This is a genomic window from Amycolatopsis sp. cg5 (assembly GCF_041346955.1).
GTDB lineage: Bacteria > Actinomycetota > Actinomycetes > Mycobacteriales > Pseudonocardiaceae > Amycolatopsis.
On record NZ_CP166849.1, the window covers coordinates 6,476,052 to 6,499,081 of the forward strand.

Genomic DNA, 23,030 nt, shown 5'->3' on the forward strand with positions numbered 1-23,030 from the left:
ACGGCCGGTTCTAACCGGTCAAAACACTCACGACCCCAGAGCGGCGAGGTAGCCCGCGACGAGCGCCGTGGCGACCAGCTCGATCGAGGAGTCCGGGGGCAGGAAGCGTTCGTCGTGCAGGGTCGGGGCGCCCGCCGAGTCGCCGAGGCCGACGAACATCATCAGGCCGCGCGTCGAGCCGCAGTAGTGCGCGAAGTCGTCGGCGCCGAACGACCGGAACGCCGTGTCGACCGTGACGCCGCCACGGGTCAGCCAGCCCGCCGCGCCGACGGCGAGCGTGGAGTCGTTCTGCAGCACCGGCTCGCACGGCATGATGCGCAGCTCGGCCTCGCAGCCGTAGGCGCGGGCGGTGCCTTGGACGATCTCGCGCAGGGTGGTCAGGGCGGCTTCGCGGTCGGAGTCGCGCATCACGCGCAGTGAGCCGAGCGCGGTCGCCTGGTTGGGGACGATGTTCGCGGCCGTGCCCGACTGGATACGCCCGACCGAGCAGACCGCGCCCGAGACCGGGTCGATGCGGCGGGACGCGATCTGCTGCAGACTCACGATGATCTGGGCGAGCGCCAGTATCGGGTCGCGCAGCAGGTGCGGGTAGCCTGCGTGGCCACCGTGGCCGGTGACGACCACCTCGAACTCGTCGGTGGACGCGTTGATCGGCCCCGGCACCACCGAGACCACCCCGGCGGGCAGCCGGGGCTGCACGTGGGCGCCGATGACGGCGGTGACCCGCTGGTCGCGCAGCATGCCCGAGTCGACGATGTCCAGCGCGCCGGACGGCGGCGTCTCCTCGCGCGGCTGCAGCAGCGCGAGGATCGGTTGTGGCACGTCGATGTGGGCCGCCGCGCGGCAGACCGCGACCAGGGCGGCGAGGTGCACGTCGTGCCCGCACGCGTGCATCAGGTCCGTCTCGGAGGCGAAGGGCACGCCTGTGCGTTCGAGCACCGGGAGCGCGTCGAGTTCCGCGCGCAACGCCACCGCCGGGCCGTCCGGTGAGCCCAGCCGGTAGGCGCGGCCGGTCTTGGCGACACGGAAGCTTTCCCCGGCGGGCATGGCTTCGAGCACCGCGAGCGCGGTGTCCTCCTCGTCGCCGGAGATCCGGGGGTCGGCGTGCAGACGATGGCGCAACGTCGTCGCGAAGGGAAGTTCGTGGGACACGGCGGCGCGCCAGTCCGCCCAGAGTCCGTGCAAGTCGTTCATTCTGCCAACCGGTATACACGACGGGCGTTTTCGAAGCAGGCCAGTGCCGCTGTCCGCAGAGCGTCCTCTTCGGACCATTCGCCAGCTTCGAGGCCCGCCTCCAGGAATTCCGAGAGCCCGCGCCGGAAGAACAGCGTGCCCAGGTGGTACAGCTCGGCGAGGCCGAACGCGTCCGTGGAGAACAGGAACTTGCCGAACGGCACCAGCTCCAGCGTCTCCGCGATCACCGCGGCCGAGCGGTAGCCCGTGTTGTGCGTGGCGAGCCCGACGTCGACGAAGACGTGCTCGAAGACCTGCGCGAGGTAGGCGGCGTTGCGGTGGAACGGATAGTTGTGCAGCAACAGGATCGGCACGCCCGACGAGCGGCTCGCCCGCAGCAGGTCGGTCAGCAGCAGCGGGTCGCACCGGTGCAGGTCGACGTCCGAGTCGCCGTAGCCGACGTGCAGCTGGACGGGCAGCCGCAGGTCGATCGCGGTCCAGATGAGGAACCGGTGCAGCACCTCGTCGGCCAGGCGAACCTCGTCGCCGGTGTCCACTTTGGCCAGCCACCTGCCCGCTGCCTCGGACACCTCGGCCGCGCTCGGGCGCTCCCCCGAAAGCGCCAGGCCGACCCGGTACGCCGCGATCGACTTGACGCCCGCGGCGCCCGCCGCGCGGCGGGCGAGTTCGGCGGCGAACACCTCGCCGAAACCACTCGCCGTGGTGCCGCCGCGGACCACGTCCTCGGCGACCACCTCCAGCCGGACGATGTCGTGCGCGCGTGCGCTCGCGAGCCCGGCCAGCTGCTTGGTCGTGGTCAGCCTGTCCGGCTGGAATCCGCCGTCGACCAGGAAGTCCGTGATGCCGGTAGCCCGCAGGAAGCGCCGGTTGACCTCGTCGGCGCCGAGCTCGGCGCGGCGCGCGAGGTACTCGCCGGCGGGCGCGCGGGTCGGCAGGTCCAGCACGGGCGCGCACCAGCGGCGCACGGCGAGCCCGATCAGCGACTCGAACACCGTCGTGCCCAGCGGGGACACCGTGTCGGCCTCGGTGAGCATCTCCTCGAAGCCCACGCGGTCCAGTTCCGCGGTGACCAGGCCGTGGCAGTGGTGATCCACCAGCGGCAGATCGGCCACGAAAGGCAGTACCGTCACGCTCCTCCTTCGGCGAGGGACAACCGCTCCCCCACTCGACGGGCGAACGCTGGCCTGGCGAGCACCAGCGAGACGGCGAGCACGAGCACCGTCGCGGCGACCACCGGGAACCATTGTGCCGGACCGGACTCCGGATAGGGGATGACATTGACATAGACCGTGTATGTGAGCAGCACGAGTGCACAGAGTGGGAAAACGACCTGCCAGCGCGGCACGGCGAGCTTGCGCTGGACGAACACCAGCCGGATCGAGCCGAGTGTCGTCAGCAGGTAGACGACCAGCAGTATCAGCGTCCCGATGGACCCTGACCAGGCGAAAGTGTCCAGCGGGGTGGCGCCGAAGAACACCGCGCAGACCGCGATGACCAGCGCCGCCAGCCCGGTGACGACGGTCGCCGAAACCGTGGGTGCGCCGTTCGCGGAGGTCCTGGCAACGCCGCGGCCGTCGAACGCGTCCCTGCCGAGCGCGAAGAGCAGCCGCGACCCGCCGACCACGCACGCCAGGCAGCAGCCGAACGCGCTCACGGCCGCGCCGAAGGTGATCACGTCACCGACCCAGGCACCGACGTAGGCCGTGCCGAGGTCGCCGAGCAGCGAGGGCGAATCGTGGAATTTCGCCGCGTCAGAGCCGAAAGCGAGCATCTCGACCGTGGTGACCACGACGAAGAACACCCCGCCGAACAAGGCCGTCCCCAGTATCGCGCGCGGGATGCTGCGCTTCGGGTCACGCGTCTCCTCGCCAAGCGTCGCGGCCGCCTCGAACCCGGCGAACGAGAGGAACCCGAACACCGCACCCAGGAAGAGCCCGGACGGTCCGGTTTCGGGTTGGAATACGTCAGGTCGCACCTCGGCGCGCGAGCCCAGCCGGACCGCACGGCGGGTTCACCCAGACACCCAGCTGGGTCAAGAACGCGGTGCCCAGATTGCCTGCCGCCGAGCAGGTGACCACGGCGTAGAAGGTGTACGTGCCCAGCAGACCGATCCCGGACACGACGCCGGCGCGTGGCCCGAGCGTCGAGCCGACGAAGGCGTACACGGACCCGGCGTGCTGGTAGTACTGGCACATCCGGACGAAGCCGTACGCCACCAGCAGCACCCCGACGGCCGAGAGCAGGAACGCCAGCGGGACGGCGCGCCCGGCCGCGGCCGCGGTTTGCTGCGGGTTGATGTTCGCGGCCATGCTGGGTGCCATGAGTGCGACGGACAGACCCACGGCCTGCCATACCGACAGTGTGCGCTTGAGTCCAGACATGACCCGCATTCAACCGCGATAGGGGAGCCATGAGCGAGTTCGATCGGGCAGCCATTGAGGCAAGGGCCCTGGAGTTGACCGGCCCGCTGGCCGCGCAGGGCGTCGAACTGGTCGCGACCACGTTCGTGGACAACAGCGGCATCGTCCGCACCAAGGCGGTCCCGCTGCGCGCGCTGCCCGAGGCCGCCGCCTGGGGCGTCGGCGCGTCGAACTCGTTCGACTTCTTCCTGTTCAACGACGAGATCACCGGCGGGCAGTACTCGCGCGGCCCCGTCGGTGACCTGCGGCTGCACCCCGACCTGGACCGGCTGACCGTGCTCGCCGCGCAGCCGGGCTGGGCCTGGGCGCCCGGCGACCGCCGCACCCAGGACGGCGCGGTCCACCCTCAGGACGCCCGCAGCCTTGCGAAACACGCTGTGCGCATGCTCGGCACGCGCGGCTTCACGGTCTCGCTGGCCTTCGAAGTCGAGTGGGTGGCCGTGCTGGACGAGCCCGTCGGCGGGCCCGCGTACGGGTACACCAGGCTTTCCGAGCACGCGGACTACCTGCGCGCCATCGTGTCCACTTTGGATAGTCAGGGTGTCGAGGTCGAGCAGATCCATCCCGAGTACGCGGACGGGCAGTTCGAGCTGTCCGTCCGGGCGGAGGACCCGGTCGGCGCGGCCGACACCCTGGTGCTGGTCAGGGAGACCATCCGCAAGGTCAGTCAGGCACACGGACTGCGCGCGTCGTTCACGCCGAAGTACGCGCCCGCGGGCGTCGGCAACGGCGGGCACGTGCATTTGAGCGTGTCCGCGGGTGGTGAGAATCTGTTCGGCGGCGGGGACCGTCGGTTCGGCATGACCGCGCTCGCGGAGGGGTTCAGCGCCGGAATCCTGCGACGGCTGCCCGCGCTGATGGCGATCGGCGCGCCGTCCGTCGTGAGCTACCTGCGGCTCGAACCGCACCACTGGGCCGGGGTGTTCCGGGTGTGGGGCTTGGAAAACCGGGAAGCTCCGCTGCGGCTGATCACGGGGCGGTCGCCCAATCTCGAGGTCAAGTGCTTCGACCTCACGGCGAATCCGTATCTCGTCGTGGCCGCGCTGCTGTTCGCCGGGCTCGACGGAATGCTCGGCCACGCGGAGCTGCCCGAGCCGCTCGACGTCGACCCCGGCACGCTCCCCGACGCCGAGCGCCTGCCCACGACGCTCGCCGAAGCCGTCGCCGCGTTCGAGTCGGACGAGCTGCTCAACTCGACGTTCGGCGCCGAGCTGGCGACGACCTTGGCCGACGTCCGCAAGGCCGAAATCCGTGTCTGCGAAGAACTTTCCCCCACCCAGCTGACAGAAGCCCGCCGCTGGCTGCCCTGAGGACCGGGATAAAGCGGGCTTTACTCCCGGGGATAAAGCCCGCTTTATCCCCGGGAGTTTAGCGGGCTTTATCCCCGGACTTGGGAGTCGTGAGGGGCATGCGGGGCTGGGGCGCCGCATGCCCCTCACAACCTCTAGTGCCCCAGCGCGGCAGCGACGTCCGCGCGCAGCTGGGGAAGTTTCGAGTACAGCAGGTCGCCGGGGCATTCGGTGTTGAAGAAGTCCCGGTGTCCCTTGATCTCCGTCACCGGAATGCCGTACTGCCTGCAGACATAGGCGCACAGTACGACAAGGGACTTCCATTGCGCTTGTGGCGGTTCCGCCGTGGTGTACAGGCCCTCGTTCTCGATGCCGATGGCGTTTTCGTTCTGGCCAGGGCAATGCGCGCCGCGCACGACCTGCTTGCCGGACCGCAGTGCGCTCAGGCTGCCGTGGCGGCCTTCGAAGCGGTAGCCGCCTCGGCTGACCGTGAAGTGCTGGCCGGTGTCGGACCAGCCGTTGTTGTCCATGTGGTCCTGCTGGTTGTCCAGGCAGACCTGACATCCGTGCGCCAGCGAGGTTTCGGGGCTGTTGGCGTTCGCCATGTGGTGGATCAGGATCCGGTTGGCCGGACGGTCCACAGTGGTCAGCGGATCGGACGGCGGCCGCGCTTTCCAGTCCGCGCAGCCGTAGATCTTGGGCGCGGACGCGGCGGTGGCCACTCCGGGAAAGAGCAGTCCCGCCGCGCCCGCACCCGCGATGAGCCCGGCCGTGCGCAGAAAACCGCGGCGGTCGTAGTCGATCTCCATGGGGAGATACTGCCGACCGGCCATACAGTTTTCGTACAAATGCCAGGTCAGACGGTCAGGTCCACAGTGGTCTCGAAGGGCCTGTCCATCTCGATCCGGCCGGACTGGCTGCGCGCGATCGGCACGTACTCACCGCTGCCGAGCTCGAACAGCGTGGCGGCGTGGAGATCCGGGTCGACGAGCAGGTAGTACCGCACCATGGCCTCGGCATACAGCGCCAGCTTGAGGCCGCGGTCCCTGAGCCTGGTGGACGGAGACTCGATCTCCGCCGCCAGCAACAGGTCGGATTCGTCGTAGCACGAGGTTTCCATCCCGGCGGGCGCCACCAGCGCGAGATCCGGGACGAGCAACCTCTTGTTGCCGAGGCGCACGTTCACGCCCGGCAGCAGTTCCGCGCCCTCGGGCAGCGCGGCGGCCAGCTGGAGTTGAAGCCGGTGCAGCAAACGCTGGTGACCGGAGGACGGTGCGGGGCTCACGAGCAGCGCCCCGTCCACGAGTTCCACCCGCTGGCCGGGGAACTGGTCTTCGGTGAAGGCCAATACATCTTCGGCGGTCCAGCCGCCTGGTCGTATCGGCACTGATTCGGATTCGGTTTCGGCTGGAGCGACCATGACGCTCCCCCCTTCGCACGGATTGTGCAATGTTGCCGTTGCCCAGTGTGACATGGTGACTCCTTGTCGGTGGTTGACACACCGGGAGTATCGAGAGAAATTTCCGCTCCGCCCAACGCCACCAACGGCAAAAGGACCGTTTCCCTCTTGTTAAAGGGAAAACGGTCCTTTCGCAGCGCTTCTTAAAGCGTTAAACGACCTTTCGCACACCTTCGGCGAGTTCAGCGGACAGCGCGCGCACAGCGTCCGTTCCGCCGTCAGAAGCCGTAACAAGCGCGGAGCCGACGATCACCGCGTCCGCGAACGCCGCGACCTCGGCGGCCTGCGCGCCGGAGCGCACACCCAGCCCGACGCCGATCGGCAATTCCGTGTGAGCGCGAGTGCGGCGCACCAGTTCTTCAGCGCCCGCACCGATACTGTCACGCGCGCCTGTCACGCCCATGACAGCTGTCGCGTATACGAAGCCCGAAGAAGCCTTCGCGGTCAGATCGAGGCGCTGCTCCGAAGAGGACGGCGCGACAAGGAAAATCCTGTCCAGCCCATGGTCTTCCGAAGCGGCCATCCAGTCGTCGGCCATGTCGGGGATCAGGTCCGGCGTGATCAGGCCGAGCCCGCCTGCCGACGCCAGGTCGCGCGCGAACGCGTCGACGCCGTAACGGTTGACAGGGTTCCAGTACGTCATGACGACGGCCTTGCCGCCGCGCGACGACACCGCCTCGACGACCTCGAACAGCTGCTTGAGCCGGAAGCCGTTGTCCAGCGCGGTTTCGGCGGCGCGCTGGATGGTCGGGCCGTCCATCACCGGGTCGGAGTACGGGACGCCGACCTCGACCAGGTCGGCGCCGCCGTCGATGACCGCCGACAGCAGGTCCTTCGAGCCGTCCACGGTCGGGAAACCGGCCGGGAGGTACCCGATCAGCGCGCCACGGCCCTCGGCGCGGGTCTGCTTGAACAGATCGTCCAGCGTGCTCATCAGACCAACCCGAAGTACTTGGCGGCGGTGTCCATGTCCTTGTCGCCGCGACCGGACAGGTTGACCAGGATCAGGCCGTCCGGGCCGAGCTCGCGGCCCAGCACCAGCGCGCCGGCCAGCGCGTGCGACGACTCGACGGCCGGGATGATGCCCTCGGTCCGCGACAGCAGCTTCATCGCCTGCATGGCCTCGTCGTCGGTGACCGAGCGGTACTCGGCGCGGCCGGTGTCCTTGAGCCACGAGTGCTCCGGGCCGACGCCCGGGTAGTCGAGACCGGCCGAGATCGAGTAGGCCTCGATGGTCTGGCCGTCCTCGTCCTGCAGCAGGTACGAGCGCGCGCCGTGCAGCATGCCCGGCGTGCCCTCGGTCAGCGTCGCGCCGTGCTCACCGGACTCGATGCCGTGGCCGCCCGGCTCCAGCCCGACGAGCCGGACGTCCGCGTCGTCGATGAAGCCGTGGAAGATGCCGATCGCGTTGGAGCCACCGCCGACGCAGGCCGCGACGGCGTCCGGCAGCCTGCCGGTCTGCTCCAGGATCTGGGCGCGGGCCTCTTCGCCGATGATCTTGTGGAAGTTGCGCACCATCACCGGGAACGGATGGCCACCGGCCGCCGTGCCGAGCAGGTAGTGCGTGGTGTCCACGTTGGTCACCCAGTCGCGCAGCGCCTCGTTGATCGCGTCCTTGAGCGTGCGTGACCCGGTCTTGACCGGGATGACCTCGGCGCCGAGCAGCTTCATGCGCGCGACGTTGAGCGCTTGGCGCTCGGTGTCGACCTCGCCCATGTAGACGACGCAGTCCAGGTCGAGCAGCGCGCACGCGGTCGCCGTGGCGACGCCGTGCTGGCCGGCCCCGGTCTCCGCGATGACCCGCTTCTTGCCCATCCGCTTGGTAAGCAACGCCTGGCCCAGCACGTTGTTGATCTTGTGGGACCCGGTGTGGTTGAGGTCCTCGCGCTTGAGGAAGACCCGCGCGCCGCCCGCGTGCTCGGCGAAGCGCGGTGCTTCGGTGAGCAGCGAGGGGCGTCCCGCGTAGTCCTTGAGCAGCCGGGCGAACTCGCCGGTGAACTCCGGGTCCAGCCTGGCCTTGTCGTACTCGGCGGACAGCTCGTCCATCGCGCCGATCAGGGCCTCGGGCAGGTACCGGCCGCCGTACGGGCCGAAGCGGCCCTTCTCGTCCGGGTCGTGCTTGCTGTGCTTCTGCTCCGTCACCGGGACGGCCTCGGGCAGGCCGGGTGGGAGCCGGCCGTGACCAGCTTGACGAGCGCGCCCTTCGGGTCACCGGAGGCGACGAGCCCCTCGCCGACCAGCACCGCGTCGGCGCCGTGACCGGCGTACGACATCAGGTCGCCCGGACCGCGGACACCCGATTCGGCGATCTTGAAGACGTCCATCGGCAGGCCCGGCGCGAGCCGGGCGAACACGTCGCGGTCGACCTCGAGGGTGTGCAGGTTGCGCGCGTTGACGCCGATGACCCTGGCGCCCGCTTCGAGCGCGCGGTCGGCCTCTTCGGCGTTGTGGATCTCGACCAGCGCGGTCATGCCGAGCGACTCGACCCGGTCCAGCAAGGACACGAGCGCGTTCTGCTCCAGCGCGGCGACGATCAGCAGCACCATGTCCGCGCCGTGCAGGCGCGCCTCGTGCACCTGGTACGGGCTGACGATGAAATCCTTGCGCAGGATGGGAATGTCGACCGCGGCGCGCACGGCGTCGAGGTCCGCGAGCGAACCGCCGAAGCGGCGCTGTTCGGTCAGCACGCTGATCACGCGGGCGCCGCCGTCGGCGTAGTCACGCGCGAGCGCGGCGGGGTCGGCGATCTCCGCGAGATCGCCCTTCGACGGGCTGCGCCGCTTGACTTCGGCGATGACGCCGATGCCCGACTCCTTCAGCGCCGCCATGACGTCACGAGCGGGCTTCGCGTCCGCCGTGCGCCGCTTCAGCTCGTCGAACGGCAGGGCGGCCTCGCGCACGGCGAGGTCGGCGCGCACGCCGTCGATGATGTCTTCGAGCACGCTCACCGGGCAGCCTCAACCGCAGTGTTCAAAGGTTCCTTCGCAGTCTCGCTCACAAAAACCTTCCCCTTCCCGCTGAAAAGATGCTAACCCGCGCTGGTGAGGGCCCTTGGGCCGGGGCATCGCGTTAGTCCGTTTGCAGGCACTCAGTGGTCTGTCGTCGGGTCCTGGCCCTTTGATAACGCATCCCACAGCTCCGTGTCCGGATCTTGAGCAGAACGTTTCTTGGCGGGCGCCGAGTACTTCGCACCCATGCGCGGCATGGCACTCGCGTGCTTGATGCCCAGCAACCCGCCGGCCAGCACGAAAATTCCCCCGAGCAGAGCCAAAGTCCGGCCGGTGAGAATCGCGCCGGACGGCAGACCTGCCTCGAACTGAAAGGAAACACCGTTAACCGCGGCCCACGCTGCGGCTACCCCGGCGAGCGCGAGCAGCACGCCGAGCACGCGCCTGGCCCACCCGCCGGTGGCGACCATGCCCGCGACACCGGCGAGCGCGAGCAGCGCCAGCGGCACGAGCACGGTCGCGCGCTGGTCGCCCTTCTCGGTGTAGAGCACCGTCCCGCGCACACCGCCGTCACGGAACTCCGCGAACCAGGTGAAGCGCGAACCGCCCCAGAGCGCGAGCGCGCCGAGCAGCAGGAGCACCGTGACGATCCACAGTGGACGGCTCTGTGGTTTAGACAACGCTGGAGTCACCCGCCGGGTCGAGTTCGGCGGCCGCGGCAAGCGTTTGCGCGGCGGCGACCGCGGACAGCACCGTCCTGGCCTTGTTGAGCGACTCGTTGTCCTCGTATTCGGCGTTCGAGTCGGCCACGACGCCACCGCCTGCCTGCACGTAGGCGGTGCCGTCCTTCATCAGCGCGGTGCGGATGGCGATCGCGGTGTCCGCGTCGCCCGCGAAGTCGAGGTACCCGACCACGCCGCCGTACAGCGCCCGCCTGGTCGGCTCCAGCTCCTCGATCAGCTGCATGGCGCGCACCTTCGGGGCGCCGGAGAGCGTCCCGGCCGGGAAGCACGCCGCGACGGCGTCGTAGGCCGTCTTGTCCTCGCGCAGCTCGCCGGTGACCGTCGAGACGATGTGCATGACGTGGCTGTAGCGCTCGACCTCGAAGAAGTCGACCACGCGGACGGTGCCCGGCTTGCAGACCTTGCCCAGGTCGTTGCGGCCGAGGTCGACCAGCATCAGGTGCTCGGCACGCTCTTTTTCGTCGGCGAGCAGGTCCTTGGCGAGCTGGGCGTCCTCTTCGGGATCGACGCCGCGCCAGCGCGTGCCCGCGATCGGGTGCGTGGTCGCGCGGCCGTCCCGCACGGTCACCAGCGATTCCGGGCTGGACCCGACGATGTCGAAGCCTTCGAGCCGCAGCAGGTACATGTACGGGCTCGGGTTGGAGGTGCGCAGCACGCGGTAGACGTCGAGCGCGTCGGCCTGCGTCTCGATCTCGAACCGTTGCGAAGGGACAATCTGAAACGCTTCACCGGCGTGAATCGCCTCGACGGCCTTCTCGACCGCGGCCCCGAAGTCGGCTTTGGTGCGGGCCCGCTTGAACTCCGGCACCGGCCGATCGAACACATTGGACGTCGGGTGCGTCGCAACGGCGAGCTGACGCGTCATCTCGTCGAGCCGCCGGACGCAGTCGTCGTAGGCGGCGTCCACCCGCTCGGCCGAGTCGTCCCAGTTGACCGCGTTCGCGATGAGCGTGACCGTGCCCTCGTGGTGGTCGAAGGCGGCCAGGTCGGTCGCGAAGAGCATGGTGAGCTCGGGGATCTCGATGTCCTTGGCCGCGAGCTCGGGCAGCCGCTCCAGCCAACGCACGGCGTCGTAGCCGATATAGCCGACCATGCCGCCGGTCAGCGGCGGCATGCCGGTGAGCGGCTCGGTGTGCAGCGTCTCGATGGTCTCGCGCAGCACGCTCATCGGGTCACCGTCGGTCGGCAGGCCGACCGGCGGGTTCCCCACCCACACCGGTGCGCCGTCACGCACGGTCAGCGCCGCCGGGCTCCGCACGCCGATGAACGACCAGCGCGACCAGGAGGCGCCGTTCTCGGCGGACTCGAAGAGGAACGTGCCGGGGCGGTCCCCGGCGAGCTTGCGGTAGAGGCTGACGGGCGTCTCCCCGTCGGCGAGCAGACGGCGCACGACCGGGATGACGCGCCTGCCCTCGGCGAGCGCGCGGAACTCATCACGGCTCGGGCTGACCGACCCCAGACCTGCGTGTGCGGCAGTGACCATGGACCACATTGTGCCGAAACCGGCCGGCTCTCCCCACGGCGGGGGACAAATTCACTGCCTGTTGAATTCTGCCGCCGCTGCGTTCATGATGTCTGACGTGAACGCTTCCCCGCCCGAGAGTAAACGCCGAGGCCGCCGTCCCGCAGGCCAAGACACCAAGACGGCACTGCTCGACGCCGCCAGAGCCGTCTTCGGCGAGTACGGCTACGAGGGCGCCACGGTGCGTGCGATCGCCACCAAGGCAGGCGTCGACGCGGCCATGGTCAACCACTGGTTCGGCGGCAAGGAGAACCTGTTCGCCCAGGCGGTGCTCCACCTCCCGTTCGACCCCACCCAGCTCATCGCGTCCTTTCTGGACGGCGACATCGACGGCCTCGGCGAGCGCATCGTCCGCAATTTCCTGACGGTCTGGGACGCCACCGACGGCGGCGTCTTCCCCGCGCTCATCCGCAGCATCGCCGGCCACGACCTGGCGGCCCAGGCCTTGCGCGAGCTGTTCATGAACAAGGTGTTCGCACTGCTGGCCGCGAAGATCGACGTCGACCAGCAGGACCTGCGCGCGACACTGTGCGCGTCGCAGATGGTCGGCATGGGCATCGTCAGGTACGTGGCCAAGTTCGAGCCGCTGGCGTCGGCGGACCACGACACGGTGATCAGGGCGGTGGCGCCGAACCTGCAGCGCTACCTGACCGGTCCCCTGGACTAAACGCTCGTGAGCGTTGCAGGCGGTTCTAATCTCCGGAAGGGAAAATGCGGCAGGCAGATGTGGCCGCTGCGCGAGGTGGGACGACGTGAACGCCCCGTTCACAACTTTGGACGTTGTAAACGGGGCGTTCACGTCGTCTCGCTGGTGAGCCACACCTGATTTCGTGTCCACAAAGGACGCCGGGCGTGAAGTTTAGTCCGCTACGTCCTATTCGGGCGGTTCTGTTGAGGTCTTGGACGTGACGAAGGGGGCCCATGTCACGCTCAGCGTGACAAAGGTGGCCTTTGTGTGGTCCAGCCGCGCCCATACCGCCGCGGAGCGGGACACGACCCTCACCATGGCCGAGCGAGAGACGCCACCTTTGGCCTTCCGCTCAATAACCGCCCGCGACGCTCACGCCGCCCCCGTTCAGGTGCGCTTGGCGGCGACCAGGAACGGGCCGTACTCGAACATCACGGTCACCGCGTCGCCGGTGCCGTTGATCCAGACCTTGACCTCGTCGCGGTCGAACAACGCGGGCGGGATGGGGAGCATCACCGGCGCGGTCGTCCTGTAGTCCTGCTCCTCGGTCTGGAAACGCACGCGCAGCTTGGTCCGCGCCTTGCCTGCCGACGACCGCGCGAGCGTCGCGGTGCCCGCACGCCACGGCTCGGCGCGCGCCGCGGCGGACCGGCGGCGCCATCGGCTGGTTCCGATCAGTCCCGACAGCACCAGGATGATGGTGAGGAACGTGGAAACCACGGTCACGGTCCGCACCAGGCCCGGCAGTTCGGGGTCGGCCTCAGTCCGGATCCGGGTCGGGTCCGCCGGGTCGTAGATGACGGTGACGGGATCGTTCTCGTGGTAGGCGCCCGCGTCGTCCACATCGACGAACTCGAGCCGTCGCACGCCGTTGTCCGTGTAGTACTCGATGCCGATCGACTCGAACTTCCCGGAAACGATCATGGCGAAGACGACGCCGTGGGTTCTGCTTTCGGTCTTCAGAAGATCCGCGTCCCGGTAACGGACGAACCCGACCATGCCCCAGGCCGCGATGAACAGAACCAGTCCCGCGATGACCAAGCGCAGCGCCCGCCTGCGCAGTCGCGCGACCGCGGCCGGCGCGTGATCGGGCTCGGCGGGCGTGGTGGCGGGCTTGTTCACGTCGTCGCCTTTGCCGAGCACGGAAAGGAAGGTCGTACGACGGAAATCGGTCGCGCTGGTCATGATCAACGCTCCCCGTCGCGGCGCGCGGCGACCAGGAACGGGCCGTACTCGAACATCACGGTCACGTCGTGGCCCTCGCCGTTGATCCACACCCGTTGCTCGCCCGTCATCACCTTGTGGGGCAAGGGAAAGGCCACCGGCGTGTTCGTGGTGAAGGAGTCCACGTCACCCTCGTCGTACCGCACGCTCAGCCGGGCGCTGTTCTTCCGGCCGGACTCGCCGAGCAGCGCGATTCCCGCCCGCCACGGCCCGGTCCGGGCTGCCCGCACCCGGGGCCGCCAGCGTCCCAGCCCGGTGATGCCGTACGGGATCAACAGCAGACCGGCGAGCAGCGCCGCGATCATCGGCCAGGCTTCGAGTGAGCCGCCTTCGGGGTCGAACATGACCTGGATGCCGACGCCGATCGCGAAAAGCGCCACGCCGCCGCCCAGCATCGCGACGCCGCGGTCCAGCAGGCGTTTCACGGCGGCGCCCGCGAGTGCCGGGTCGGCGGGCCGGTGCCCCGGGCGATTGACGTCGTCGCCGAGCAGGGCTCCGAAGAAGCGGACCCGGCGGAAATCCCCAGTGTCGGACATACGGCGAAAATACCGCTCTGACCTGCACTAACGGGCGCTTTGTCCGACTTCCCTCACCCGGGCAACCGATCGGCGGCCGCGGGCGTTACCACATCAGGTGCTCAGCCGGCGAGCAGCACCGCGACCAGTGCCAGCGTGCCGGGCACGACCTGCACGAAGAGGATCTTCTTGCTCGCGGTGAGCGCGCCGTAGATGCCCGCGACGATGACGCAGATCAGGCCGTACAGCTTGAACTGGAAGCCGGTCGAGCCGGTCGCGATCAGGCCCCAGATCAAGGCCAGCGCGAGGAAACCGTTGTAGAGCCCCTGGTTCGCGGCCAGCGAAGCGGACTCCTTGGCGAACTCAGGCGTGATGCCGAACGCCTTCGGCCCCTTCGAGGTCCACAAGAACATCTCGAGCACGACGATGTAGAGGTGGATCAGCGCGACCAGGCCGACCAGGATGTTCGCCACGACGTTCAACGGGAGGTCTCACTTCTCTTCGGCGAGGAGCAGGCGCTCATCGGAGTCGAAACAGCTGTGCTCGCCGGTGTGACAGGCCGGGCCGGTCTGGTCGACGCGCAGGAGGACGGTATCGGCGTCGCAGTCGATCCGCACTTCGCGGACGTACTGCGTGTGACCCGACGTCTCACCCTTGACCCACAGTTTCTGACGGCTGCGTGAGAAGTAAGTAGCACGCCGGGTGGTCAATGTCAGGTCGAGCGCCTCGTCGTCCATCCAGGCGACCATGAGCACGTCGGACGTGCTGTGCTCGACGACCACAGCGCAGATCAGGCCGTCGGCGTTGCGCTTGAGGCGCGCCGCGAGGTCCGGGTCGAGGCTCATGCCTTCGCCCCGAGCACGAACCGGCGCACCGGCATCGAGTTGAGCAGCACCGCGGCGTACATGTACCCGGCGAAGGCCAGCCCGGAGAACACTTTCACCCACCAGAGTTGCGCGCCCAGCATGAAGAGCGCGTGCAGCAGCCCGAACAGGCCCGCCACCACGAATCCGGCGATCCGCGAGGACGGCATCCGCAACGCCATCCCGGCCACCACGAGCCCGCCGAGGATCAGGCTGGCGACCGGCACCAGGAAGGACAGCGGCCTGGCGTCGACGAACAGCACCTCGAAGGCGATCAGCAGCGTCCAGGCGAGCGCGATGCCGAGGAACAGGCCGACCACGATCTTGACCTCGATCATGGCGTTCTTCATCGGACCACCACCCCGCCTTCCCGCAGCGACGCCTTGACCTCGCTGATCTTCAACTGTCCGAAGTGGAACACACTGGCCGCGAGCACCGCGTCCGCGCCGCTTTCCACGGCGGGCAGGAAGTGCTCGAGCGCGCCGGCGCCGCCGCTGGCGATCACCGGCACCCGCACGGCCTTGCGCACCAGCTCGATGAGCTCGATGTCGAACCCGTTCTTGGTGCCGTCGGCGTCCATCGAGTTGAGCAGGATCTCCCCGACCCCGAGCTCCTCGCCCCGCGCGGCCCACTCGACGGCGTCGATGCCGGTGCCCTTGCGGCCGCCGTGCGTGGTCACCTCGAAGCCGGACTCGGTCTCCCCGCCGCGCCGCGCGTCGACCGACAGCACGACGCACTGCGCGCCGAACCGTCGCGACGCCTCCTGGAGCAGCTCAGGCCGCGAAATGGCGGCCGTGTTGATGCTCACCTTGTCGGCGCCGGTCCGCAGCAGCCGGTTCACGTCCTCGGTGGACCGCACGCCGCCGCCGACCGTGAGCGGGATGAACACCTGCTCGGCGGTCCGGCGCACCACGTCGAACGTGGTCTCCCGGTTGCCGGAGGACGCCGTGACATCGAGGAACGTGAGCTCGTCGGCACCCTCGGCGTCATAGGCCCGCGCCAGCTCGACCGGATCGCCCGCGTCGCGCAGGTCGGCGAAGTTGACCCCCTTGACCACCCGACCGGCGTCGACGTCGAGACACGGGATCACCCTGACCGCTACAGACATGCCACGAGCCTACTTACGCAGGTCCGAGCGTTCGAACGCGGCTCAGGGGTCGTGAGTGGTATCGCCGGTTAGAACCGGCAATACCACTCACGACCCACCATCGTGATCCGGGTCACAGACCTCGCGGTGCGAAGTGGGATAACGTTTAACGGTTGGGGTGGACATTCTTCCGGGGGTCCGGTCTGTCGCCGACATTTCGACAACATGGGGTATTGAACGCATGAATTTCCGAGGAAGACGTGCGCCTATTCGGGCTGCGCTGGTTTCCGCGATACTGGCGGTCACGCCGCTGGCCGTCACCACCACACCTGCCGCCGCGGCGGTGGCTTTGCGCTGCTCAGCGGCCGTTCCACTGTTCGCGGTCGATGACGATGTCCGCTATATCGAGCACCAGGATCCGGAAACCGGCAAAGCGCTGGAAAGCGATAGCCCGGTCATCGGGAACGGTGGCTGGGCGCAATTCAGCCGAGTGATCGCTGGGCCGAATGGCGTCATTTGGGCGTTCCGGCCCAGTGGTGAATTGCTGCGCTATGTCTGGGCCGGTGACCACTGGACCGACGATTCCGGTGAAGTGGTCGACAACGACTGGGCAGGCTGGGACCGGCCGGAGTACCGCAACCGGATCGCCGTCGACGAGCGCGGCGACATCTACTCCGTCGGCGCGGGCAGCACGCTCATGTGGCGCCGCTACAACGAAACGACGCACAGCTGGACCAAGAAGGAACTGGCCGGCGGCTGGGGCGGGTACGACCTGATCGTCGCCGCAGGCGACGGGGTGGTCTACGGCCGCACGCCCGACGGCAACCTCGACCGCGCCAGGTACAACGTGTCGGCGCAGCGGTTCCTGCAGGAGCCGACCCGCGTCGGCAACGGCGGCTGGGGCGACTACAAGAACATCACCTCGGCGGGCGGCGACATCCTGTACGTCGCGACCTGGGGCGGTGACCTGCGCTGGTACCGCTACCAGGAGGACGCCGGGGCCTGGACGGCCAACTCGCCGTCGACCATCGGGTTCGGCGGCTGGGACTCGTTCACCGACCTGGTCGCGACGTCGAACGCCTGCAAGCTGCAGAAGAACTTCAACCCGACCGCGCCGATCACGGTCCGCCCGCACGCGCGGACCACGCTGCTGCAGTCGTCCGGCGGCGCGCTCGAATACTCCTATGTGGACGGTGCGGGCAAGCTGATCGTCGGCTCGCAGCCGGACCTCGCCAGTGACATCACGCTGCACGAGGTCGCCGGCGCCGCGGTGAACGGCACGCCGTCGGCGGCACAGCGGTCCGACGGCACCGTGCACGTCCTCACCCAGGGCCGTGACTCGGTCGCGCGGACCACGGCCGTCAAACCCGACGGCACGCCGCTCGGCACGAGCGACCTCGGTGGCGGCTTCGCGAGCCCGTCGACCGTCGGGAACACCGATCCGAACAACCTGGTGGTCCACGCGGTGAACGCCGCCGACGGCAAGCTGTACTGCCGGACCGCCGGACCGGACGGCTACAGCCCGATCTGGTACCGCCAGCTGACCGGGACGGCGCAGTTCGCCGCCGACGCCCCGGTGTACGTCACCGACGGCACCACCAAGCGGCTGCTGCTGCGCGGCCGTGACGGCGGCTACCAGTCGGCCCAGTACGTCGGCTGTGGCATCCCGACGCAGATCCTGCCGCTGGGCGGGCCCGCCAACCTCGGCCCGGCCGCCGCGGTGCTGAACGCCGATCACACCATGCAGGCGTACGCGATCGGCGCGGACGGCGTCGTCTACACGCAGAAGCAGAAGACCGACAGCACCTGGCCGCAGGCGTGGACCGCACTGCCCGCGCTCACCGGCGTCAGGGCCGTCGGCCAGCCGTCCGCGGTGCTCACGGCGTCCGGCATCGAGGTCGTCGTCCGTGACGAGCAGAACCACGTGCAGTCCACCGGCCAGGCCGCGGACGGGTCCTACCGCGCGTGGGTCCCGGTCGACCCGGAGCACTTCGTGGCCACCGCGACCGACCCGTCGCTGATCGTCCTCAAGACGGGCGTGCTCGCGTTCACCTACCGCGACACGGACGAGAACGTCTACGTCTACAGCTCGGCACCGGCCGCGGCTGCCAAGGCCGCGGCTCCGCAGTACTCCTTCAAGAAGCTCGGCAAGGCCGTCAAGGGCTGACCCGATTCGCCGAAAAACGCTGCCACCACTGGGTTCTCCGGCGGTGGCAGCGTTTTTGTCGGTGTGCCGTGCAACGATCTTCCCAGAGCCGGAAACACCGGTTTTTCCCTGACAGGACTGGGGGTCTTCACCGGCAGGCAGTGGGTGGCCGAGTGGACCGAGACAACCGCCAACCGGCTGCGAGGACCACTAAGGACGGCCACCTCCGGTCCACCGGCCAGGAACTGCCCGGCGGGTTCGTACCGGCCATGGGTACAGGTCGATCTCGGCGAGGCCGTGCCCGCGACCGATCCGACGGTCAGCGTGATCACGCTGGGAGGTGGGGCGGGCATCCGCTCCACCTCCTAAGCTCGCTGACATGGCACAGGCTGGCAGGCGACCGGGGCAGACGGAGACCCGCGAGCGGATACTCGACGCCGCCAGGCAGCGGTTCGGCGCGCAGGGGTACTCCGGGGCGACCGTGCGCGGCATCGCGGCGGACGCCGGGGTCAACGCCGCGCTGCTGCACCATTTCTTCGGGAGCAAGCAGAAGCTGTTCGTCGCGGCGATGAACATCCCGGTCGACCCGGAGGTCGTCGTCCCGCTGATCCTGAGCGGGCCGGTGGAGGAGACCGGGGAACGGCTGGTCCGGATGTTCCTGGGCTTCTGGGAGACGCCGGACGGCCGGGCGCCGTTCCTCGCCATGCTGCGGTCGGCCGCGACCAGCGAGGCGGCGGCGGGCATGATGCGGCAGTTCATGGAACAGGCCGTGCTCGCCAAGGTCGCCGAGGCCAGGGGCATCCCGCGGACCCGGGTGGCCGCGGCCGCGGCGCAGATGATGGGCGTCGCGCTGCTGCGGTACATCGTGCGGGTGCCCGCGCTGGCCGACGCGACGCCGGATGAGCTGGTCGAGCTGCTCGCGCCGGTCGTCCAGCACTACCTCGACGGCGATGGTTGAGCCTCGTTCACGTTCTGGCCATCCGCCGGGCTTAGGTTCCGGCCGGTGAGCATCGCACGATTCCTCCCGATTCCCGCCGTGGCCGTCCTGCTGCTGGGCGCCACGCCCGCTGACGCGGCCTGTCAGCCCTCGCCGGTTTTGCAGACGCGCGCGTTCGTCGACGACGGTGCGGCCGATCCGGCCAACGCGGACGCCGACGATCCGGCGATCTGGGTGAACCCGCGCCACCCCGAGCGCAGCGTCGTGCTCGGCGCGCTCAAGGAGGGCGGGCTCGCCGCGTTCGACCTGAGCGCGCGCCAGATCGCGCACGTGCCCGCCCCGCCGAAGCCGGGGCCGGACGCCGCGCCGGGACGGTTCAACAACGTCGACGTCATCGGGGATCTCGCCGTGGTGAGCGACCGGGGACGTGACCGGATCCGGGTGTACAGGATCTCGGCGGGGCCGGACGTGCTCACCGACGTCACCGATCTCGCCGCGAAGCCGGTGTTCTCGGCCACCGAGTCCGATGTGGACGATCAGCGCACCGTGTACGGGCTCGCCGCCGGACTGGGCAGGCTGGTCGTCACCACCCAGCGCCACGAGGCGCGGCTGGCGCTTTTGCGACTTGTCGACAAGCCGGGCGGCAAGATCGGCACCGAGGTCGTCACCAAGCTCGACATGCCGTCGGTGTTCACCCTGCCGAACGGCAAATCCTGGTCGCCGTGCGAAGAGCCGGGCGAGGGCCCGCAGTTCGAGGGCACCGTGATCGACTCCGCGAACCGGGTGGTCTACACCGCGCAGGAGGACGTCGGCATCTGGCGGATCCCGCTGGGCGAAGCCGGGTTCGGTAAGCCGGCGCTCATCGACAAGGTCCGCTCGTTCGGCCTTCCCCAGCACTACGACGCCGCGACCGAGACCTGCGTCGACGACGGGCCCGACCCCGGGTTCGACATCCACTCCAAACTCACCGCCGACGCCGAGGGACTCGCGCTCGACCACGGCACGCTGCTCGCGTCGAGCCAGGGCGACTCGCGGTTCGTGCGCTACGGGCGGTCCACCGTCGACTTCCGGATCGTCGCAGGTCGCGGCACTGACTCGGTCGAGCACTCCGACGGCGCCACCATCAGCACCGCCTACCTCGGGCCGAGGTTCCCGCGCGGCCTGCTCGTGGTGCACGACGGCGAGCGCCGTCCCGCCGCCGGCGACCTGCCGACCACCGGGTTCGCCTTCGTCCCGCTCCAGGACGTGCCGACGAAATAAATCTCACTTCGACGCAGCAGGTCCGGCCGCTCGTGCGTCTGTGACTACGTGACCCCCTTCGAGGAGTTCGTGGCCGAGCGGCTGGACGGGCTCCTGCGCTACGCGACCGTCCTCACCGACGATCCGCATCTGGCGCAGGACATCGTCCAGGACGTGCTGCTGCGCGCTCAGCAGCGGTGGGCGCGGATCGAGCATCCGCCCACCTACGTCCGCCGGATGGTCACCAACGAGTACCTGTCGTGGCGCAGGCGCCGCGCCGTGCGCGCGGTCACACCATCCACCCCCGAGCTGCTCGACGCGCTGAGCCCGCCGCTGGACGACCCGAGCATCGGCTACACCGAGCGCGACGCCATGTTCAAGCGGCTCGCCAAGCTGCCACGCAAACAGCGGGCGGCCGTGGTGCTCCGGTTCTACGAGAACTACTCGGACGAGGAGATCGCCGCGGTGCTGAACTGCGGCACCTCGACCGTGCGCAGCCAGATCTCGCGGGCGTTCCAGACCTTGCGCGACATCGAGACCACCCGAGAGCCCACCGGAGCACCGCGATGAGCCGACTGACCGACGAGCAGGCCGAGACGCTCCTGCGCAGCGGACTCGACCAGATCGCCTCGCGCGCGCCCGACGCGGGCCACGTCCGCGAACGGCTCATGCACCGCGCCAAGCCCCGTCCGGTGGCGCGGCTGGTCGCGGTCGCCGCGGCCGTGGTCGTGGTGGCGGCCGGGGTGCCGCTGGGGATCAAGCTGATCCCGCAGGATCAGGAGCGGACGCGGGTGCAGGTCGCCGCGGGCTGGCTCCCCGCCGGTTTCGTCGAACAGCCCGGCGGCGAGGACAGCAGGCGCTGGCGGTCCGGCGCGGCCGAGATCGAGCTGACGATCCACGGCACCGACGAGCGCGAGTGGTCGGACGACGCGGTCCGGATCTCGCGGCTGCAGTCGCAGATCCTGATCAAGGGCCGCGTCTCCGAGTTCACCGAGAAGACGAACGTGTCCGTGCTGACCTGGCTCCCCGACGAGGCGCACGTGCTGCAGCTCCGGCTGACCGGCGTGCCCGACGCGCGGCCGACCGCCTTGCGCATCGCGGACACCGTCGAGGTCCCCTAGCCCGGGGATTTAGCGGGCTTTACTCCCGGGAGTAAAGCCCGCTAAGTCACGGTCGAGCTCAGCCGAACGGCGGGGCGTCCACCTTGCAGGAGGCGCTCGCCGGCGGCAGGACACCGGTGAACAGGTACTCGCGCTTCAGCTTCTCGGCGCAGGTGCTGATCGCGAACATGGTGCTGTGGCCGGAGCCTTCGATCACGTTCACCTGGGCGCGGGCGAGCTGCTTCGCGCCGTCGTACGCGCCGTGCAGCGGCGTCGACGGATCGAACCGGGCGTTGAGCACCAGGATCGGCGCCGAGGTCTTGCGGTTCCACGGGCCGACGTAGCGGTCGTCGTCCTTGGCCTGCCAGAACGCGCAGCTCATCATGTCGAACACGCCGATGCGGCCGAAGTACGGCACCCGCCGGTCCTCGGAGACGGCCGCGGCGCTGTAGACGGCGGGGTCACGCGGGAAGACGCTGTCCGAGCACTGGATCGCGTTGAACGCCTCGTCGCGATTGCTCAGATAAGGCTCCCCCGAGGCGAAAGCCGAACGGGTTGCCGGTGCGTCGTAAAGCTTCTGAAGCAGCGAGGCCGTGTCGGCGTATCCACTCGGGATGGACAGATCGCCCGCGGCGTTCACGATCGCGGAGTAGCTGTACGAAGTCCCGTCGACGACGATCGGCCCCTGCTTGGCCTTCGCGACGATCGCTTCCCACTTCGCGCGCGGGTCACCGGCCGAGAAAGCACACTTCGGGCCTGCCAGCGTGCACTGCTGCAGGAAGTACTCGAAGGTCTCGGCGATGCCGCGCGGAACGTCCTGGCGGCTGTCGAGCGGGACCGTGGTGCCCTGGTCGCCGTGGCCGGAGACGTTGCCGACGAAGTCCATCGACCCGTCGAACGCCATCGCGCGGATCCGGCCGGGGAACAGGTTCGCGTAGATCGCGCCGAGCTGCGTGCCGTACGAGATCCCGTGATAGGTCAGCTTCGCGTCGCCGACGGCGCGGCGCAGCAGTTCGAGGTCGCGAGCGGTGTTGGCGGTCGAAACGTGCTTGAGGATCTCGCCCGCCTGCGACTGGCAATGCGCCGCGAGCGCTTTCGCGTCGGCGTAGAACGCGGCCTCACCGCTGGGATCGCCCGGCATTTCGGGGCGGGCGGCATAGAAGGCCTGCTGCTCGGCCTCGGTCGGGAAGCAGCGGACGCCCGCGCTGCGCGCGATGCCGCGCGGGTCCCACGAGACGAGGTCGAACCGGGCCTTGAGCTCCGGCGAGAAGATCCAGGTGCGTTCCGCGCGCTGACGCAGCCGGTCCACCCCGGACGAGCCGGGGCCGCCGAAGTTCACGAACAGGCTGCCGATGCGCTTCGCCGGATCGCCGGCGCGCAGCCGGATGAGGGCGAGGTCGATCTTCTGGCCGAACGGCCGGTCGTAGTCGAGCGGGACGGACGCGGTGGCGCACTGGAAACCGCCGTCGCAGTCGGTCCAGTCCAGCTTCGGGGTGGCCGCGACGTCGACGCGGACGTCGCTGTAGCCGTCCGCGAACGCGGGCACGGAGATTAGCCCCGTCAGTGCGACGACCGCACCGAACAGGACCCCCAGGCGTGATCTCACGCGAAATACCTCCAGGTGGTCAGGATTCAACGTCCGTAAGACTCCCAGAC

General features: G+C 69.2%; 26 protein-coding genes. 8 read left to right on the forward strand and 18 right to left on the reverse strand.

The genetic code is table 11. The features are described from left to right. Positions 1–27 precede the first annotated feature (27 nt). From AB5J62_RS28810 to AB5J62_RS28825, 4 genes are read right to left on the reverse strand one after another with little or no spacing between them, the layout of a single operon-like run. Positions 28–1,194, reverse strand: a complete 1,167-nt coding sequence (locus tag AB5J62_RS28810; protein ID WP_370943056.1) for a M20 family metallopeptidase — start codon at positions 1,192–1,194, stop codon at positions 28–30. Next, positions 1,191–2,324: an amidohydrolase family protein gene (locus tag AB5J62_RS28815; RefSeq protein ID WP_370943057.1), complete on the reverse strand. Its 1,134-nt coding sequence runs from the start codon at positions 2,322–2,324 to the stop codon at positions 1,191–1,193. Before AB5J62_RS28815 ends, AB5J62_RS28810 begins: the two co-directional genes overlap by 4 nt. Further along, positions 2,321–3,112, reverse strand: a complete 792-nt coding sequence (locus AB5J62_RS28820) for an APC family permease (RefSeq protein WP_370943058.1) — start codon at positions 3,110–3,112, stop codon at positions 2,321–2,323. The genes AB5J62_RS28815 and AB5J62_RS28820 overlap by 4 nt, the downstream gene beginning before the upstream one ends. A 46-nt stretch (positions 3,113–3,158) precedes the next feature. Continuing rightward, complete coding sequence (locus tag AB5J62_RS28825; RefSeq protein WP_370943059.1) at positions 3,159–3,575, reverse strand: hypothetical protein; 417 nt, start codon at positions 3,573–3,575, stop codon at positions 3,159–3,161. A gap of 29 nt (positions 3,576–3,604) precedes the next feature. Here AB5J62_RS28825 and AB5J62_RS28830 point away from each other — a divergent pair, with 29 nt between their 5' ends. Next, positions 3,605–4,924 (forward strand): glutamine synthetase family protein, encoded by a 1,320-nt coding sequence (locus tag AB5J62_RS28830; RefSeq protein ID WP_370943060.1) that lies wholly within the window; start codon positions 3,605–3,607, stop codon positions 4,922–4,924. A 134-nt stretch (positions 4,925–5,058) separates the two neighbouring features. Here AB5J62_RS28830 and AB5J62_RS28835 read toward each other — a convergent pair whose 3' ends face one another. From AB5J62_RS28835 to AB5J62_RS28865, 7 genes are all read right to left on the reverse strand, one after another. Next, on the reverse strand, positions 5,059–5,736 hold the full coding sequence (locus AB5J62_RS28835; protein ID WP_370943061.1) for a peptidoglycan recognition family protein: 678 nt from the start codon (positions 5,734–5,736) through the stop codon (positions 5,059–5,061). Positions 5,737–5,759: 23 nt separating this feature from the next. Then, positions 5,760–6,323 (reverse strand): Uma2 family endonuclease, encoded by a 564-nt coding sequence (locus AB5J62_RS28840; protein WP_370943063.1) that lies wholly within the window; start codon positions 6,321–6,323, stop codon positions 5,760–5,762. Positions 6,324–6,513: 190 nt separating this feature from the next. Further along, positions 6,514–7,296, reverse strand: coding sequence for a tryptophan synthase subunit alpha (gene trpA / locus AB5J62_RS28845; protein ID WP_370943065.1), 783 nt, complete (start codon positions 7,294–7,296; stop codon positions 6,514–6,516). Further along, on the reverse strand, positions 7,296–8,522 hold the full coding sequence (trpB, locus tag AB5J62_RS28850; protein WP_370950368.1) for a tryptophan synthase subunit beta: 1,227 nt from the start codon (positions 8,520–8,522) through the stop codon (positions 7,296–7,298). Before trpB ends, trpA begins: the two co-directional genes overlap by 1 nt. Then, the gene (gene trpC / locus AB5J62_RS28855; RefSeq protein ID WP_370943067.1) at positions 8,501–9,310 is read right to left on the reverse strand and encodes an indole-3-glycerol phosphate synthase TrpC; all 810 of its coding nucleotides are present in this window, start codon (positions 9,308–9,310) and stop codon (positions 8,501–8,503) included. Before trpC ends, trpB begins: the two co-directional genes overlap by 22 nt. Positions 9,311–9,450: 140 nt before the next feature. Further along, positions 9,451–9,990, reverse strand: coding sequence for a Trp biosynthesis-associated membrane protein (locus tag AB5J62_RS28860; protein ID WP_370943068.1), 540 nt, complete (start codon positions 9,988–9,990; stop codon positions 9,451–9,453). Continuing rightward, positions 9,983–11,536, reverse strand: coding sequence for an anthranilate synthase component I (locus AB5J62_RS28865; RefSeq protein WP_370943070.1), 1,554 nt, complete (start codon positions 11,534–11,536; stop codon positions 9,983–9,985). Before AB5J62_RS28865 ends, AB5J62_RS28860 begins: the two co-directional genes overlap by 8 nt. Before the next feature lie 88 nt (positions 11,537–11,624). On the opposite strand from AB5J62_RS28865, the gene AB5J62_RS28870 reads away from it, so the two are divergent. Beyond that, on the forward strand, positions 11,625–12,242 hold the full coding sequence (locus tag AB5J62_RS28870; protein ID WP_370950369.1) for a TetR family transcriptional regulator: 618 nt from the start codon (positions 11,625–11,627) through the stop codon (positions 12,240–12,242). Between the two features lie 408 nt (positions 12,243–12,650). Here AB5J62_RS28870 and AB5J62_RS28875 read toward each other — a convergent pair whose 3' ends face one another. The 6 genes from AB5J62_RS28875 to hisF all read right to left on the reverse strand — a co-directional run bounded on the left by AB5J62_RS28875 (position 12,651) and on the right by hisF (position 15,973). Then, positions 12,651–13,448, reverse strand: a complete 798-nt coding sequence (locus AB5J62_RS28875) for a DUF3592 domain-containing protein (protein ID WP_370943072.1) — start codon at positions 13,446–13,448, stop codon at positions 12,651–12,653. A gap of 2 nt (positions 13,449–13,450) precedes the next feature. Next, entirely contained in the window at positions 13,451–14,023 is a 573-nt protein-coding gene (locus AB5J62_RS28880; RefSeq protein ID WP_370943074.1) for a hypothetical protein, read from the reverse strand. 101 nt (positions 14,024–14,124) lie between these two features. Continuing rightward, positions 14,125–14,484, reverse strand: coding sequence for a DUF1304 domain-containing protein (locus AB5J62_RS28885; RefSeq protein ID WP_370943076.1), 360 nt, complete (start codon positions 14,482–14,484; stop codon positions 14,125–14,127). A gap of 9 nt (positions 14,485–14,493) precedes the next feature. Beyond that, positions 14,494–14,847: a phosphoribosyl-AMP cyclohydrolase gene (gene hisI, locus AB5J62_RS28890; protein WP_091296448.1), complete on the reverse strand. Its 354-nt coding sequence runs from the start codon at positions 14,845–14,847 to the stop codon at positions 14,494–14,496. Then, positions 14,844–15,215, reverse strand: a complete 372-nt coding sequence (locus AB5J62_RS28895; RefSeq protein ID WP_370943078.1) for a hypothetical protein — start codon at positions 15,213–15,215, stop codon at positions 14,844–14,846. The genes hisI and AB5J62_RS28895 overlap by 4 nt, the downstream gene beginning before the upstream one ends. Beyond that, positions 15,212–15,973, reverse strand: coding sequence for an imidazole glycerol phosphate synthase subunit HisF (hisF, locus tag AB5J62_RS28900; RefSeq protein ID WP_370943080.1), 762 nt, complete (start codon positions 15,971–15,973; stop codon positions 15,212–15,214). Before hisF ends, AB5J62_RS28895 begins: the two co-directional genes overlap by 4 nt. A gap of 220 nt (positions 15,974–16,193) precedes the next feature. Between hisF and AB5J62_RS28905 the strand changes: the two genes are divergently transcribed. The 6 genes from AB5J62_RS28905 to AB5J62_RS28930 all read left to right on the forward strand — a co-directional run bounded on the left by AB5J62_RS28905 (position 16,194) and on the right by AB5J62_RS28930 (position 21,395). Continuing rightward, positions 16,194–18,119 (forward strand): tachylectin-related carbohydrate-binding protein, encoded by a 1,926-nt coding sequence (locus tag AB5J62_RS28905; RefSeq protein ID WP_370943082.1) that lies wholly within the window; start codon positions 16,194–16,196, stop codon positions 18,117–18,119. Positions 18,120–18,263: 144 nt separating this feature from the next. Then, positions 18,264–18,467, forward strand: a complete 204-nt coding sequence (locus AB5J62_RS28910) for a hypothetical protein (protein WP_370943083.1) — start codon at positions 18,264–18,266, stop codon at positions 18,465–18,467. Between the two features lie 10 nt (positions 18,468–18,477). Further along, complete coding sequence (locus tag AB5J62_RS28915) at positions 18,478–19,056, forward strand: TetR family transcriptional regulator (RefSeq protein ID WP_370943085.1); 579 nt, start codon at positions 18,478–18,480, stop codon at positions 19,054–19,056. A gap of 45 nt (positions 19,057–19,101) precedes the next feature. Next, a complete protein-coding gene (locus AB5J62_RS28920) occupies positions 19,102–20,295 on the forward strand; it encodes a phytase (protein WP_370943087.1) in 1,194 nt (397 codons plus the stop codon). A 48-nt stretch (positions 20,296–20,343) separates the two neighbouring features. After that, positions 20,344–20,844 carry a SigE family RNA polymerase sigma factor gene (locus AB5J62_RS28925; RefSeq protein ID WP_370943089.1) on the forward strand — a complete coding sequence of 167 codons (501 nt, stop codon included), beginning with the start codon at positions 20,344–20,346 and terminating at the stop codon, positions 20,842–20,844. Further along, positions 20,841–21,395 (forward strand): hypothetical protein, encoded by a 555-nt coding sequence (locus tag AB5J62_RS28930; RefSeq protein WP_370943090.1) that lies wholly within the window; start codon positions 20,841–20,843, stop codon positions 21,393–21,395. Before AB5J62_RS28925 ends, AB5J62_RS28930 begins: the two co-directional genes overlap by 4 nt. Before the next feature lie 58 nt (positions 21,396–21,453). Here the strand turns inward: AB5J62_RS28930 and AB5J62_RS28935 are convergent, their stop codons facing one another. Further along, complete coding sequence (locus AB5J62_RS28935; protein WP_370943092.1) at positions 21,454–22,980, reverse strand: alpha/beta hydrolase; 1,527 nt, start codon at positions 22,978–22,980, stop codon at positions 21,454–21,456. Positions 22,981–23,030: the final 50 nt, after the last annotated feature.

What these genes read in the sequence shown, in the direction of transcription:
- AB5J62_RS28810 (WP_370943056.1), bottom strand. Translation starts at nt 1,194, where the DNA reads ATGAACGACTTGCACGGACTCTGGGCGGACTGGCGCGCCGCCGTGTCC.
- AB5J62_RS28825 (WP_370943059.1), bottom strand. Translation starts at nt 3,575, where the DNA reads ATGTCTGGACTCAAGCGCACACTGTCGGTATGGCAGGCCGTGGGTCTG.
- AB5J62_RS28830 (WP_370943060.1), top strand. Translation starts at nt 3,605, where the DNA reads ATGAGCGAGTTCGATCGGGCAGCCATTGAGGCAAGGGCCCTGGAGTTG.
- AB5J62_RS28835 (WP_370943061.1), bottom strand. Translation starts at nt 5,736, where the DNA reads ATGGCCGGTCGGCAGTATCTCCCCATGGAGATCGACTACGACCGCCGC.
- AB5J62_RS28840 (WP_370943063.1), bottom strand. Translation starts at nt 6,323, where the DNA reads ATGGTCGCTCCAGCCGAAACCGAATCCGAATCAGTGCCGATACGACCA.
- trpA (WP_370943065.1), bottom strand. Translation starts at nt 7,296, where the DNA reads ATGAGCACGCTGGACGATCTGTTCAAGCAGACCCGCGCCGAGGGCCGT.
- AB5J62_RS28865 (WP_370943070.1), bottom strand. Translation starts at nt 11,536, where the DNA reads ATGGTCACTGCCGCACACGCAGGTCTGGGGTCGGTCAGCCCGAGCCGT.
- AB5J62_RS28870 (WP_370950369.1), top strand. Translation starts at nt 11,625, where the DNA reads ATGTCTGACGTGAACGCTTCCCCGCCCGAGAGTAAACGCCGAGGCCGC.
- AB5J62_RS28875 (WP_370943072.1), bottom strand. Translation starts at nt 13,448, where the DNA reads ATGACCAGCGCGACCGATTTCCGTCGTACGACCTTCCTTTCCGTGCTC.
- AB5J62_RS28880 (WP_370943074.1), bottom strand. Translation starts at nt 14,023, where the DNA reads ATGTCCGACACTGGGGATTTCCGCCGGGTCCGCTTCTTCGGAGCCCTG.
- hisI (WP_091296448.1), bottom strand. Translation starts at nt 14,847, where the DNA reads ATGAGCCTCGACCCGGACCTCGCGGCGCGCCTCAAGCGCAACGCCGAC.
- AB5J62_RS28895 (WP_370943078.1), bottom strand. Translation starts at nt 15,215, where the DNA reads ATGAAGAACGCCATGATCGAGGTCAAGATCGTGGTCGGCCTGTTCCTC.
- hisF (WP_370943080.1), bottom strand. Translation starts at nt 15,973, where the DNA reads ATGTCTGTAGCGGTCAGGGTGATCCCGTGTCTCGACGTCGACGCCGGT.
- AB5J62_RS28905 (WP_370943082.1), top strand. Translation starts at nt 16,194, where the DNA reads ATGAATTTCCGAGGAAGACGTGCGCCTATTCGGGCTGCGCTGGTTTCC.
- AB5J62_RS28915 (WP_370943085.1), top strand. Translation starts at nt 18,478, where the DNA reads ATGGCACAGGCTGGCAGGCGACCGGGGCAGACGGAGACCCGCGAGCGG.
- AB5J62_RS28930 (WP_370943090.1), top strand. Translation starts at nt 20,841, where the DNA reads ATGAGCCGACTGACCGACGAGCAGGCCGAGACGCTCCTGCGCAGCGGA.